13 protein-coding genes are annotated in these 13,957 nt (G+C 69.6%); 2 read left to right on the forward strand and 11 right to left on the reverse strand.

The annotated features are described in order from the left end of the window. Positions 1-224: 224 nt before the first annotated feature. Positions 225-431 carry a DUF397 domain-containing protein gene (locus ACFO0C_RS01780; protein WP_106325348.1) on the forward strand — a complete coding sequence of 69 codons (207 nt, stop codon included), beginning with the start codon at positions 225-227 and terminating at the stop codon, positions 429-431. A 31-nt stretch (positions 432-462) separates the two neighbouring features. Here the strand turns inward: ACFO0C_RS01780 and ACFO0C_RS01785 are convergent, their stop codons facing one another. Together ACFO0C_RS01785 and ACFO0C_RS01790 are read right to left on the reverse strand one after the other, a co-directional pair. Next, entirely contained in the window at positions 463-1,485 is a 1,023-nt protein-coding gene (locus ACFO0C_RS01785; protein ID WP_378064680.1) for a helix-turn-helix domain-containing protein, read from the reverse strand. Positions 1,486-1,513: 28 nt separating this feature from the next. Next, positions 1,514-4,624: a WD40 repeat domain-containing serine/threonine protein kinase gene (locus tag ACFO0C_RS01790; RefSeq protein ID WP_378064681.1), complete on the reverse strand. Its 3,111-nt coding sequence runs from the start codon at positions 4,622-4,624 to the stop codon at positions 1,514-1,516. A gap of 91 nt (positions 4,625-4,715) precedes the next feature. On the opposite strand from ACFO0C_RS01790, the gene ACFO0C_RS01795 reads away from it, so the two are divergent. Further along, positions 4,716-5,513: a class I SAM-dependent methyltransferase gene (locus tag ACFO0C_RS01795; RefSeq protein ID WP_378064682.1), complete on the forward strand. Its 798-nt coding sequence runs from the start codon at positions 4,716-4,718 to the stop codon at positions 5,511-5,513. 17 nt (positions 5,514-5,530) lie between these two features. Here the strand turns inward: ACFO0C_RS01795 and ACFO0C_RS01800 are convergent, their stop codons facing one another. The 9 genes from ACFO0C_RS01800 to ACFO0C_RS01840 form a co-directional block, all read right to left on the reverse strand. Next, positions 5,531-6,166 (reverse strand): hypothetical protein, encoded by a 636-nt coding sequence (locus ACFO0C_RS01800; RefSeq protein ID WP_378064683.1) that lies wholly within the window; start codon positions 6,164-6,166, stop codon positions 5,531-5,533. Then, positions 6,166-6,690 (reverse strand): SigE family RNA polymerase sigma factor, encoded by a 525-nt coding sequence (locus ACFO0C_RS01805; protein WP_378064684.1) that lies wholly within the window; start codon positions 6,688-6,690, stop codon positions 6,166-6,168. Before ACFO0C_RS01805 ends, ACFO0C_RS01800 begins: the two co-directional genes overlap by 1 nt. 128 nt (positions 6,691-6,818) lie before the next feature. After that, a complete protein-coding gene (locus ACFO0C_RS01810) occupies positions 6,819-7,241 on the reverse strand; it encodes a hypothetical protein (protein WP_378064685.1) in 423 nt (140 codons plus the stop codon). A 175-nt stretch (positions 7,242-7,416) separates the two neighbouring features. Then, the gene (locus ACFO0C_RS01815; RefSeq protein WP_378064686.1) at positions 7,417-10,314 is read right to left on the reverse strand and encodes a tetratricopeptide repeat protein; all 2,898 of its coding nucleotides are present in this window, start codon (positions 10,312-10,314) and stop codon (positions 7,417-7,419) included. A gap of 334 nt (positions 10,315-10,648) precedes the next feature. Beyond that, a complete protein-coding gene (locus tag ACFO0C_RS01820) occupies positions 10,649-11,629 on the reverse strand; it encodes an NAD(P)-dependent alcohol dehydrogenase (RefSeq protein ID WP_378064687.1) in 981 nt (326 codons plus the stop codon). 31 nt (positions 11,630-11,660) lie between these two features. Then, positions 11,661-12,083: a DUF5959 family protein gene (locus ACFO0C_RS01825; protein ID WP_378064688.1), complete on the reverse strand. Its 423-nt coding sequence runs from the start codon at positions 12,081-12,083 to the stop codon at positions 11,661-11,663. Between the two features lie 76 nt (positions 12,084-12,159). Next, positions 12,160-12,423 (reverse strand): hypothetical protein, encoded by a 264-nt coding sequence (locus ACFO0C_RS01830; RefSeq protein WP_378064689.1) that lies wholly within the window; start codon positions 12,421-12,423, stop codon positions 12,160-12,162. Continuing rightward, positions 12,420-12,563, reverse strand: a complete 144-nt coding sequence (locus tag ACFO0C_RS01835) for a hypothetical protein (protein ID WP_378064690.1) — start codon at positions 12,561-12,563, stop codon at positions 12,420-12,422. Before ACFO0C_RS01835 ends, ACFO0C_RS01830 begins: the two co-directional genes overlap by 4 nt. A 147-nt stretch (positions 12,564-12,710) precedes the next feature. Then, a complete protein-coding gene (locus ACFO0C_RS01840; protein WP_378064691.1) occupies positions 12,711-13,943 on the reverse strand; it encodes a helix-turn-helix domain-containing protein in 1,233 nt (410 codons plus the stop codon). Between the last annotated feature and the right edge of the window lie 14 nt (positions 13,944-13,957).

Genomic DNA, 13,957 nt, shown 5'->3' on the forward strand with positions numbered 1-13,957 from the left:
ATCGCAGCCACCCCGGGCACGTGCAAGATTTCACGAGGACAACTGTCACGCTGACGTGATGCGCCGGAAGCAGGTTTCGGCTACTCTGAGTACGTGATCTTTCGTGATGAAAGAGTCATGGTGGTGGCGTATTTCTGATTTTGCACTTCGGGCAGGCAACATCAGTAATCCATCAGTGGCGTGCTGATTACCCACAGTTAGCGACTTCAGAAGGAAGAGCACTGATGAGTAGTGAAACTGGCTGGATCATTTCCAGCAGGTCGACAGGCAACGGAGGCAGTTGCGTCGAGGCCCGCCGCCAGGACGGTCTCATCGAGGTCCGCAACAGCAAGGCACGCGAGGCCGGCACGGTCGTGTTCACGACCGAGGAGTGGGACTCGTTCCTCTTCGGCGCCAAACGCGGCGAGTTCGACCAGCTGCTGACCGACTGATCAGCACGGACACATCGCTACACGACGTTTCTCAGTTCGCCCACGGGAATTCTCCGACCGGTACGGAAACCCCGGTGATGAGCTCGAAGATCCGGCGGTACTCGTCCACCTCGACCTGTTCCTCCAGGTAGAGGGCACCGACGTGGGACTCGAGGTAGACCACGTCCGGATCGTCCGGGTCGTCGAACTCCAGAATCCGGAACGCACCCGCCATCGCCGCGTGCGCGCCGACCGAGAACGGCAGCACCCGGATGTCGACGGTGTCCTCGCGCGACAGCCGTCGTAGATGCTCTATCTGCCCCTTCATCACCTGCTCGCCGCCGACCGGCCGTCTCAGCGCGCCCTCGCCGAGCACCGTCACGAGACGCACCGGTGGATTGCGGGCGAACAGCGTCCTCTGCCGCTGCATCCGCAGGTTGATGTGGCGCTCGGCGACCTCCACATCGGCCGGCTGCTCGGCACCGAAGATGGCCCGCGCATACTCCGGGGTCTGCAACTCGCCGGGGACGACCTCGCCGTCATAGCCGAACATCCGGGATGCGGACGCCTCGAGCCCGACATAAAGCTTGAACCAGTCGGGGATCACCGGGCTGGCATCCCACCACTCCTGCTGAGACGTGCCCAGCGCGAGGTCGGCGAGCGCGTCGGTGATGCTCTGATCCGCACCGTAGAGCCAGCAGAGCGCGCGCACGTTGGCCCCGGTCACCGGAACCTTGCCGGTCTCGATGCGGTGCAACGTCGGCTCCGAGATACCCAGCCGCGACTCCACCACATCCCGGCGGCTCATCCCGGACGCCGTACGCAGCCGCGTCAATCGCCGCCCCAACGCCCGCCGCACGACGCGTTGGCCTGTGACCGGCACGCCTAACCTCCGCCTAGCCAACCCCATGTGGACGGTGACGCCGACTACCGTACCCGTAACGGCAGGTTGCCGACAGTCAACCCTTCGTTGCACACCCAACGTGTTTTCGGGACGAGTGGATGCTCGCGGTGGTGCAGGTCGCCCCGCTACGTTACGTGGGCGCGGCCCGGCCATAGCGGCGCGCGGTGACATCGCGGGAAGTGCCGCAGGTAGCGGAGGCTCAGGGGCAGGGGCGCTCGAACGTCAGGCCGGGTGCGTACGCCGCCCATTCCGCCGCGGTGAGGCCGTCGGTCTGTTCGCAGGCCGCGGGTAGTGGGTCTCGCAGCACCGCCCGGATCGGCACCAGGTCCCAGAGGGCGACCCCGGCCGGATCGGCGGTGACCAGCAGTGGCTGCCGGGAGCTGAACGCTGAACCGGTGGTCCGGCCGCCCACCACCGCGAGCAGCACCGGGTCGCTGGCGAAGCCGACGCTCCAGATCTCGGTGGACCCGCCCGAGGTGACCGCCAGCAGCGACCCGTCGACGGACAGGGCCAGCGAGTCTGGCCGGCCGAAGTCGGTGCGCCGCGCGGTCCGGACCGACCGGTCCGCGCCGTCGCGGTTGTTCCAGACCGACAGGTCCTGACCGACTGTGACGGTGAAGGCGGGTCCCGCGACGAGCGCCGCCGGCCCGACACTGTTCACCGCGAACGTCCCGGTCTTCGTCGGTGCCGCCGGGTCGACCAGGTCCCAGACGGTGACGTTGCTGCTGCCGCTCTGCTGCCCGGCGCTGTCGCCGACGGCCAGGGTGCCGCCGGCGAGACCGAACCGGGCGGTGAACACGTTCGCGGCCGGGATCGCGGCGACCAGCGGCGGTGTCTGTTCGCCGGCGAGCCGGTGGATCCGGATCTGCTCCCGCGGGCCACCGGCCAGGACCGCGACCAGCCCGCGGACCGGGTCGAGGTCGAGCACCGACCCCGCGGCGAGGTCCGGGAACACGTTGCGGGGGCGGGCGCCGGTCAGGGAGTAGAGGCTGCCGCTGGTGTAGTAGAAGGTCGTGCCGTGGACCGCGTAGGTGCTGTCCACCAGCGGTTCGCCGGCCGCCGGCAGGAGGGTCGCGGTCCCGGCGGGCTGCGGGTTCCCGGCGTCGATGACGTCCCAGTAGTCGAGGTGCTCGGCGGATCCGGCGGCGACGACGTCCTCGGCCGACACCGACACGGTCCGGGACGGGATCACGGTGCCGGCCTTGAGTGTGGCCCGGCGGCGCGGGGCGAACCCGTCGATGCGCCACAGCATCGCCGCCTTGGTCAGGCGTGGTCCCGGTGTCAGGATGCGGGCACCGTCCGGGCTGAAGTCGATCGAGGTGATCCATCCGCCGGTACGGGTCATCGTTTTCGTCTGGACCGGGGAGTCCGGGTCGGCGACGTTCCACACCTCGACCGTGCCGTCGATGCGGCCGAGCGCGATGGCCGTACCGGAAGGATCGAATTCGGTCGTGGAGAGACGGTCTCCGGAGATCGTGATGGTGCCGCGGCGCTGTGGTTCGGCCGGGTCGGTCAGGTCGTAGAAGTGGATCGCCTTCTCGTCGTCCTGGACCGCCAGGAGCCGGCCGTTCGCGGTGAGGGCGACCGGGAGGCCGGTCGAGACGCCGGTGCCGGTCCGGGTCCCGGAGGCGCTCCAGATCGTCAGGCGTCCGTCGTCGCCGGTGCCGGCGAGCACGGTGCCGTCCGCGCTCATCGTGGTGGCGGAGCTGCTCCAGAGCGCGCGCGGCCCGTACCGGTCGCGGATGTCCCAGAGGGTGGCCCGGTCCGCGACGGTGAACAGCCGCCGCCCGTCGGCGGTGAACCGCACGTCGGTGACGGCCGGTCCGAGGTCCCGGCTGGTCAGCAGGCGTGGGGCGGCCGGGTTGGCGACGTTCCACAGGGTGAGCCGGTCGGCGGCGACGGCCAGCGTGCGGCCGTCCGGGCTGAAGGCCAGCTCGTTCACGTTTCCCAAACCCGACGGCAATGCGGCGGTACGGGCAGAGCCCGCCCACAACTCGGCGGTGTCCTCTCCCCCGATCGCGACCAGTCTGCCGTCCGGGCGGAAGGCCGCGCTGACGACCGGCGAGCCCGTGGTCAGCTCCCCCGCGTATCCGGTGGCCAGGGCCGCCATCACCGCCGCACCGCTGCGCGCCGACCGGTCCATCCCGTAGGCGCTGACCGCCAGCCGTGACGCCAGCCCCGGGTCGGCGGTCAACGCGGCCGCCGACCGGGCCAGCAGGTCCTGCTGCACCAGTTCGCGTTCCTGCTGTCTCGCCTGGTCGGAGGCCCGGTCGGCGTCGGCGCGGGCCTGCAGCGCGGCGAACCCGGCCCCACCCAGCAGGACGGCGACGACGGCCGCGGTCAGTGCCCGTCGCGGCCAGCGGCGCAGCCGGGACCGGGCGCGGGCGGCGAGGGCGGCCTCCCGCAGTTCCGGGGTGACGTTCGAGGACACGTCGGTGGTGCCCATGCTGAGCAGCGAGTCGAGCAGTTCGCGGGCCGTGGGCCGGCCCGCCGGATCCTTCTCCAGGGTGGTGGCGACCAGGTCACGCAGGGAGTCCGGGATGCCGTCGAGGTCGGGTGGCTGGGTGAGCATCCGGCCGATCGTCGCCATCGGTGAGTCGCCGCGGAACGGCGTGTGGCCGGTCGCCGCGTAGCCGATGAGCACACCCCAGGCGAAGACGTCGGCGGCCGGGCCGGCTTTCCCGGAGCCGTCCAGGCTTTCCGGGGCGACGTAGCCGACCGTGCCCATGATCTGATCAGGACCGGTCAGTTCGGCGCTGAGTTCGGCGCCGCGGGCGATCCCGAAGTCGATCACTTTGGGCAGGCCGACGGCGAGCAGGACGTTGGCGGGTTTCAGGTCGCGGTGCACGACTCCGGCGCCGTGGATGGCCAGCAGTGCGGTCGCCACGCCGACGGCTACGCCGTACACCTCGGAGGGGTTGAGAGGTCCTCGGTCCCGGACGACGTCGGCCAGGCTCGGGCCGTCGACGAACTCGACGACCAGGTAGGGCGGGTCGTGTTCGACGTCGGCGTCCAGGACGGCGGCCGTGCAGAACGGTGGAACCTCGCGGGCCCGCTTCACCTCGCTGCGGAAACGCGCCAGGAAGGCGGGGTCGGCCGACCATTCGGGGCGGATGGCCTTGACCGCGACCTTCTGCCCGTCAGGGCCGGTGCCGACGAAGACGGTCCCCATGCCGCCGGCGCCGAGCCGGCCGACCAGCGCGTACTGCCCGAGCCGATCGGGGTCACCGGCACGCAGCGGTGTCATGGTCACAGCGCTGCCACCCATCGAGTTCGGCCGTTGCGGATCGTCCGGCAGAATATAGAACATGCTGGTAGCGGTTCGGCCTGCCGTCGCCGCCCACTGCTTCCGGAGAGGCCGGTTCGTGGGGCTCGCCCGCCTCGGCAAGTAGTCTTCCGCTGTGACCGACACCGACCGTGAGCGGCTGCGTACCGTCTTCGGCGAGGACGCCGAACTCTATGACCGGGCGCGTCCTGAATATCCGGCACCACTGTTCCGAGACCTGACCGTGCTCGCGGGCCTGACCCCGCGATCTCGCGTCCTGGAGATCGGATGCGGCACCGGTCAGGCCACCGACCCGCTGGCCCGGCTCGGCTGCACCGTCGTGGCCGTCGAACTCAGCTCTGACATGGCCGCGGTGGCCGGACGCAACCTGCGTCACTTCCCGAACGTGACCATCGAGGTGGCGCCGTTCGAGAGCTGGACACCACCAGCAGCGCCGTTCGACCTGGTCGTTTCGGCGACCGCGTTTCACTGGATCGACCCGGACATCCGCGTGCACAAGGCAGCGGACGTCCTTCGCACGGACGGCACCCTGGCCCTCATCCACAATGAGCACGTCGCCGGTGGCACCGAACAGTTCTTCATCGACGCGCAGACCTGCTACGAGCGGTTCGACCCGAAGACTCCGCCGGGATGGCGCCAGGCACCCGCCGCCGACATCCCTGACGACGCGAGCGAGATCGATGACTCCCAGCGCTTCGGCCCGGCCCGTTTCGGCCGCTACGAATGGGAACAGTCGTACACCACCCGTAGCTACCTCGACCTGCTGATGACCTATTCCCCGACCCGCTCGCTGCCGCGACCGGCCCGGGACGGTCTGCTGGCCTGCCTCGGCCACCTCATCGACCGGGAGCACGACGGCAGGATCAGCAAGCGGCACCTCACCCGGCTGACCGTGGCCCGCAAGAGGGCCTGACGGTGCGCGAGATGCCGTCAGGCGTCCGGGTTGCAGAAGCCGGTGCTCTCGGGGATGCCCATGTCGCCGCCGCACGGGACGTCGCTGCCTTCGCCCTTCTTCATCCACTTGCCGCTGGCCGGGCTGTATCTGAAGAAGATCAGGCCGTCGCCCTGCATCTCCACCGACGGGGCGGTCACGGCGGCGGTGGCCCAGTTCTGCTTGCACTCGATCGACGACGCGTTGATCTTGTAGCCGGCCTCCAGCCCGGACACCTTCTGCAGGGTGGACGCGGTGACCGGGCAGCCGTTCGTCGGGTGCGACGGCGAGGTGCCGTGCGACGGTGACAGTGCGTTGCCGTGTGACGGTGACGGCGAACTCGCCTGCGGAACGGAACTCGGCTTCGGTGTCGCGCTCGGCCCGGTGGTGGGGCTGGGTGAGGTGGCCGCGGGGGTGTCGGCGGCTGGCAGCGGGGTGGGTTCGTGCCGCTGGGCGAACGCGATCGGCGTCGCGATCGCCAGCACCGCCACGGCCGCCGCGGCGGTGGACACGGCCGCCCGGCGACGGCCGAGACGGCGGGAGCTGTCCAGGGCCCGCTGGTAGAGGTCGCTGTTGCCGCCGTGCTCGGCCAGGTCGGACATGGTCGCGCGTAGCCGGGTCAGGTCGTCGCTCATCAGAACGCCTCCTCCTTCACCGCGGTCGCGATCAGGTCAGGAGCGATGGCGCGTAGCCGTACCAGCGCTTTGCTCGTCTGGCTTTTGATCGTGCCGATCGAACAGGAGAGCAGCGTCGCGGCTTCGGCCTCGGAACAGTCCTCGAAGTAGCGCAGGACCAGGACGGCCCGCTGCCGACGGGTCAGCTGGGCCAGCGCATGGTGCAGGGCTACCTGCAGGTTGACCCGGTCGCTGTGGTCGCCGTCGGGGTGGGCGGTGTCGGTGAGCTCGCCGGGCAGTGACTCGGCGATCCGGCGGCGTCGCCACATGCTGATGTGCAGGTGGTACATCGCCGTGCGGGTGTATGCCTCGAAGTGGCCCTCGTCCGCGAGCCGGCGCAGCGCCCGGTGGGTGCGTGCCAGCGCGTCCTGGACCAGGTCCTCGGCGAGATGCCGGTCCCCGGTCAGCAGGAAGCCGGTGCGCAGCAGTGCCGGGGTTCGGGAGCGGACGAATTCACAGAAGTCGGCCTCAACAGGATCCCTCACGCCGACTGTTGCCCCTCTGCCTCGATACCCGTACCGGGCGGACCTAGGGACAGTAGCGGAGGCTGGGATGCATCGGATGTCGATGTGATCAACACCAATGTGGCCCAGCCCCCGTCACGTCAGGCCGCTCAGGCGTCCGGGTTGCAGAGGCCGGTGCTCGCGGGGATGCCCATGTCGCCGCCGCACGGGACGTCGCTGCCTTCGCCCTTGTTCGCCCACTCGCCGGTGGTGGCGTCGTACTGGAAGAAGATCACGCCGTCGCCCTGCTGCTCGATCGACGGGGCGGTCACGGCGGCGGTGGCCCAGTTCTCCTTGCACTTGATCGAAGATTCGTCGATCTTGTAGCCGGCGTCCAGGCCGGACACCTTCTGCAACGCGGACGCGGTGGCCGGGCAGCCGTTCGCGGCCGGAGCGGCCGGCGCACTGGCCTGAGTGGTCGCAGTGGCAGGGGCAGCGGTGTCGGCGGCCGGGGTCTGGCTCGAGCAGGCCGACATCGCGAACACGGCGGTCCCGGCGACCAGGCCGCGCAGCAGAGGGTTACGGACACGCATGGGAGAAGCACCTCATCAGATCAGGTAGGTCAGTGACAGGTGACGCCGGTCGAACCGGTGGCCAGGCGGGTCGGAACGACGATCACACTCGGGTACATGCTCGTGCGGCTGATGAGGTTGCCGCCGTACCGAAAAAAGTTTTCACCTGGCACGCCCGAGACAGCCATTCGGTCGTCTACGAAGTCAGCTCATCCGGGAGGCGCTGCTCAGCGGGTAGTTGGGCGACCTGCGGGTCGTTCGGCGGCTGGCCGAGCCAGACGCGTAGCCGACGCAGATTGGCCACCGCCATGCTCAGATCATCAGAGTAGATCTCGCGTTGTGCGGCGTACCGCAGCCGATACAGACCGACGGCCTCCTGCGCGGCGGCCAGTGCCGCCTCTGCCTGTCCCACTTCGGCCAACCGACGGCTGAGATAGTGCAGCGAGTTCGCGAGGTCGGACTCGTGTACTTCCGGCCTGATCTGGGCCAGCCGCCGGTAGATGTCCACCGCCTCCTCCGCATCCGTCAGCGCCTGCTCTGCCTGCCCGGCCTCGGCCAACCGGCGGCTGAGGTTGTGCAGCGAGTTCGCGAGGTCGGACTCGTATGCCTCCGGCATGATCTGGGCCAGCCGACGACGGATGGCCGCCGCCTCCTGCGCGGCGACCAGCGCCTGTTCGGCCTGCCCCACATTGGCCAGCCGGCGACTGAGGCTGTGCAGCGAGTACGCCAGGTGAGGCTCGTGGGCCTCTGATTGGATCTGGGCCAGCCGCCGCCGGATGTCTACCGCCTCGTGCGCGGTGGCCAGTGCCTGATCGCTCTCTCCTGCATCCGCCAGCCGGTGACTGAGATTCGTCAGGGAGTTCGCGAGGTGAGGCTCGTGTACCTCCGGCCGGACCTGAGCCAGCCGACGGTAGATGTCCACCGCCTCCTGCGCGGTAGCCAGTGCCTCGCTCGTCTGCCCGATTCCGGCCCATCCGCTGCCGAGGTTGGTGAGCGATATCGCGAGGTAAGGCTCGTATGCGTCCGGCTGGATGCGAGCCAGCCGGCGGTAGATTTCCACCGCCTCCTGAACGGTGTCCAATGCCTGCGTTGTCTGCCCGACTCCGGCCAGCCACGAGGCGAGGTTGTTCAGCGCCGCCGCCAGGTTCGGCTCGTTCGCTTCCGGGCGGAGCAGGACCAATCGGCGACGGATTTGCACCGCCTCCTGTGCTGCGGCCTCCGCCTGTTCGACCCGTCCGGCGGCGGCCAGCCCGTGGCTGAGGTTGCTGAGCGCCATCGCGAGATTGGAGTCGTTTGCTTCCGGCTGGATCTGGGCCAGCCGCCGGTAGAGTTCGACCGTCTCCTGCGAGGAGGCCAGTGCCTGCTCCAACTGCCCCACATCGGTCAATCGCGCGCCGAGGTTGGTCAGCGACATCGCGAGGTGGGACTCGTATGTCTCGGGCTGATCCCGGGCCAGCTGCCGGTAGGCCTCCACTGCCTCCCGCGCGATGGCCAGTGAGTCTTCCATCTGTCCCACATCGCCCAACCGGCGGCTGAGGTCGACCAAGGCGCTGGCGCGCTCGTCGTCGGTGTGCGTATGGCGAACCTGGCACCGGGCCACCTCGACAGCTGTCCAGCCCAGCGCTACGGATGGCCAGGGCAGCAACTGCGACAGGAGGTCCAGAACGTCTGGGGGCAGGTCGATGTCGGTGACGAAGGCGGCAAGCCTGGAATCCAGCACGGCGGGCTCAGCCTGACTGCTGGTGACCTGCACGGCGATGGGCAGCAGCCGGCGGGGATCGGTGGTGATCACAGCGGCGAATGCGTCCGCGCGGCGCGGGGTGTGAACGGCGGCGCGGGCCAGCACCTCGAGGGCCCGAGTGGCGGCGTGGTCGTCGCGAGCAGCGGCGCTGACCGCCTCCGCCAGTGCCTGGCGCTCGGTGATCTGGTCAGCCGCGTACCGTTCCACCAGCCGTCCCGGCAGGTATGGATCCAGCCAGGCCGCGGTCCGCTGCGGATACAGCTCCCGCAGCCAGTCCGCCACCCGCCCCGGTATCCGGTGGTCGACGTGGCCCAGTCCTGGTAAATGACGTAGAAGCGTGATCGCCTCATCGCGGCTGGACGCACCGATCAGGACGGCCAGGACCAGCGCGCCGGCCAGGACCGGCATACCGAGCGCGTCCAAGTCTGCCGCGACGGCCTGCTCACGCCACCAGGCGGCTTCGGCCTCGAACAGCCGCTGCTGGACGGCATCGGCCTCAACCTGGCCTGTGACCTCGTCGGATACGGCGACTACCGCGGCGGCATGCAACAGTACCGCCGGCACCGCGGCAGTGGCGCCGGCGAATACCACCTGCGGCGCTGCTGCATCGAACCAGTCGGCGAACGCCCGAACCGCCTTGGTGAACTCCTGCTGCCGGTTACGGGCGTCACCTACCAGCGACGGCAACAAGATCAACGGCCGTGACGGCGTCGCCATCGCCACCTCGCGTGCAAGACCCGAGCGCAGTCGCGCCCACCACGCGCCGAAGTCACGAGCGGCCAGCACGACCCGCACCCGTGGGCCCTCATCAGCGGCCGCGATGAGCAGGTCGGCCACCTCGCCCCGAGTGGCCGCGTCATCGGCGAGGAGCAACACCGGCCGTTGCCAGCGGGCGGCCACCGCCACCGCTTCCCTGCCTTTGCCGGGGCGCAGCCACCCGCACACCCAGCCTGCCTCGATCAGCTCGTCCACAGCCTCGATCAACAGCCGGGTCTTGCCCTCGCCCGCATCTGCCTGGACCAGGCACACGGCCCCGCCGTCATCGTCCTGGCACCAGCGCACCAGCGTGTTCAACCACTTCTGGTGCAACAGGTTGAACCGCACTACCCTCTCGGTCGGGTTGAGCGCGGCCAGCACACTGTGGCCGGCGGCCTGCGCCGCATCAGTCGCCGGCCACGGTGTCGTGACGGCGGCCCAGTCCTCGCCGAGTTGACGCATCCGCTGGCGGCGGGCCAGGACCTCCGAACCGGCGAACCCCAGCGCTCCGGCGACCAACCCCATCAGCCCGGCCACCCACCACCAAACGAAATTCGCCAACGCAGCGGTGGCGCCGGCCGCCATCAGTAGACCCACGCCGATACGTAGAGTCCCCGCCTGCGTCCAACGGACACCCGATGCCATCACACCGCCACGTACCCCGTCGGACACCAGCACCCCGCTTTCACGACCAGCCATTGCAGAACGGCGCCATCAGCGAACGCCCTTCATCCTGGCCGTAACAAGGCGACCGAGCCAGCCAGCTGGATCGTCTGGTCAACAAGTGTGTCCTCACCGTCGGCAGCAGCGAACGGCTTCGCAGCCCGCTGTCGCCGGGTCGACCGAGCTCTGTCGCGGCGTTCTCGATCTGTTGTCGCATGTCCCGGGCACGGTGAAACCCAAGATGAGGTGGGCGACGCCGTCGACGGGGTTACTGCTCGACGAGGCTGATCACGACCGCGCCCAGCCGTTGCTCGGACTCGACCCGGCGGTGGGCGGCTGCCACCTCCGCCATCGGATAGACCCGGTCGACGATCGATGCGACCTGACCGGATTCGATCATCTCGGTCAGTGCCGTCAGAGCCTCGGGGGTCTCCGGGGCGAAGGCGACGGTGACGGTCTTGTCGGTGAGACGGCTCGTCGTCACCGAGCGGACGAGCACGGACAGGCGCGGGTTGCCGTTGAGATATCGGCCGCCGGGTTGCAGCATTTCGACAAGGCGGCGGTACGGGCTACCGGCGACCATGTCGAAGATGACGTCGAAACGGCGACCCGTGGCTGTCACATCGCCGGCGGTGTAATCGAGGAAATCGGTGGCGCCGAGGCGGCGTACCACATCCTCTTTGATCTTGTGGTCGACTGCGGTGACCTGGCCGCCCATCGCCCGCGCGATCTGGACGGCGTGGGCGCCGATGCTGCCGCCGGCACCGTTGATCAGCACCTGCTCCCCCGGCTGAATCCGGGCGCGGCGCATGAAGTGCAACGCGTTGAGGCCGCCGAGCGGGACCGCGGCGGCTTCGGCGTACGTCATGGTCCGCGGTTTCGCCGCAATCGCGGCGTCGCCGGGCAGGACCACATACTCGCCGTAGGCGCCCAGCCGCAGGCCGGCCGAGCCGTAGACCTGATCGCCCGGCGCGAAGCGGGTGACCCGCTCCCCCACCGACACCACCTCGCCGGCGAAGTAGCCGCCCAGGACGTGCCGCCGCGGCCGGGTCACGCCGATCACGAGCCGCATCATCGGCACCGTCCACTTCACCGGGAAGCGCAGGCTCCTGAGTTCGCAGTCGGACTTGGTCGCCTCGGCCGCGTGCACCCGGATCAGGATCTCCCCGCTGCCGGGAACCGGCGTGGGAATCTCGGTGAGACGCAGAACATCCGGCCCGCCGTAGCGGGTGTACACGACGGCCTTCACCGCACCATCGCACCTGCTGGCGGAGCCGCCGTCAAGGTCGGGGGCGGGGACCTTCCCGCAATAGGCGGAGGCGCTCCCGATGGTCGGCGATCCATCCGTCCGGCAGCACGACGGGGACGCGAACGGTGACCATGGAGTGCGACTCGTCCTCCACGGTCACTTCTGGGCAGTCCCGGTCGCCGGCGAGCCGGATGAAGACGGAGGGGCCGTTGGACATCTCCATCCACGCGATGTCCTCGCCCGCGTCGAGCCTGTCCAGGGCCTCGGCCCAGGCCTGCAACTTGGAGTCGTACAGGATCAGGTCGGTGCGCCCGTTCACGAACGGGGTCTCCACGATGATCTCGGCTGCGAAACCTCCCGACCAGCTCGGTTCTGGGCCGAGGACGGTGATGCGGACGCTGTTCCCCTCGTCGTCGGCGAACACGGCGAGATCCATCGGCGTGTGGTCCGGCACAGGTCCTCCTCGGTGCGGTGGCGGCGAAGTAGTCAGCGTCCGGCACAGACGGATTCTGGCACCCGCCGCTGAGGACTCAATCCTCGTAGCGCAGTGTCCGGCAGTGCCGGACCGGCTGCTCGTGCGCCACTTCGCGCCGTTCAGGTCGGCGCCCTCCCCGTTGCTCGTGGAGCTCGTAGATCGCCCGGCTGGACTGTCCGTCGTCGATGTCGGCCAGGGCCAGGCGGTCGACGCCGACCTGGTTCACGTGACCCGGTCCGGATCCGGTGTCGACCCAGACCCCTACCCGGCCGCCGGCCGGGAGTGCGCGTGGTCCTTCGACCAGGATCGACCGGTTCACGCGGCGTGTCTTGTCTGGTCGAGGATGCGTCGCACCGCGGCGCTGTGCTCAGCCGCCTGCGTACGCTCGGCCTCCTGCCAGGCCCGGGCCCGACGCAGCCGCCGTCGCCACATCACTCGCCGCACGATCTCGGTGAACACGCTCGCCTCCGATCAGGGAGGCGGCGGGCGCATCACGGGACGCCCGCCGCCGACTCGGGGCGACGACGGGCACGAGATACCTGCCGCCGCTGCAACCGAAGGTAGGGGCGCGCGAGTGAGGTTAGAGGCACAGTTCGTGCCCCCTCGCTATGCGGCCAGTAAGCCGATCTTGACGGCGAGTTGAGACGCGCGCCGGCGCCGGGCCGGGGTCTTGGACTCAGCCTCCTCGAGGACGATCCGCTTCGCGTAACCGTTGTAGCGGATCGTCTCGGGCGCGGCCTCGTGTGCTTTCTCCAAGGTGGCCAGGGCGACGTCAGGCTGGCCGGCGATCTGGTATCCGCGGGCCTCCTCGATCCGGTGCCGGGCCCGCCGAGGGCGAGACGGAATCGTGACCGCTTCGGCTGCGGTAGCCTGCCGCATCGACTCGCCGCCGTGGCGTAGCTCGACGGCAACGGTCACCGCGTGCGCGCTCATGATCGTCTGGGAGAACGAGGTGACGGGGTCATAGAAACCGGTCGGCAGCTCATTGGCCATCGCTCGGGCGGTCTCCCAGTACCGCCACGCCACACCGGTCTCACCGCGCCGTGCGGCGGTGTACCCGGCTTCGAAGGTCAGCGCCCCCGCGATCGCCAGGACCTCATACGACGCGTCCGCCAGCAGAGGCTCCAGGTAGTCCAGCGTCGCCCGGTTCACCGCGTCGGCGGCGTCGTACTGTCCCGGCCCGGTATCGCGGTGGGCCTGGGTGGCCAGCCATGCCGCCACACCGATCGCGTACGGATCCTCGGATTCCTGAGCCGCGACCAGGCCGCGCTCGGCGACGCGCCACAGCAGGGCGGAGTCTGGCTGATAGGCCACGAAGAACTGTGTCAGCGAATAGACCTCGGCCAGCACGGCCTGCGCGGCCCGGCGCTCCGAGGCGGTGTCGGCCTGCCGGACGACGATCTGCGCGTCTCGGATCAGCTCGGGCAGCAGCGCACCGATCACCTCACGGTGGTTGGGGGCCGAGTGGCGTGCGGTCCAGGCGCTGGCGAGCCGGGCACGGACATGCACGATCGCCGGCGCCTCCCGTGCGGTCGCGATTGGCCAGGCGTCGACGGCGGCTTTGACGGCTGCAAGACGCGGATGGCCGGGGCCGACGAACAGGTCGACGTGCAGTGACTGGTCGCCGGTGAGGTCGGCGAGGTCGCGGACCCGCAGCGCTTCGGCGAGGGCGAGGATGACCTCCAGCTTCGGCATTTTCAGGCGGCCGGTCTCCAGGCCTTTGACCCACGACCCGGACTTACCGGCCAGGCCGCCGAGTTGGTCTCGGGTGAGTCCCCGGCGCGTCCGGAGGATCTGGAGGCGTTGGCCGAATGCGAGCGGATCGGTGGACGGGTCCATTGATGCTCCCCTGC

The sequence above is a fragment of the Actinoplanes subglobosus genome, assembly GCF_042650585.1.
Taxonomy (GTDB): Bacteria; Actinomycetota; Actinomycetes; order Mycobacteriales; family Micromonosporaceae; genus Actinoplanes; species Actinoplanes subglobosus.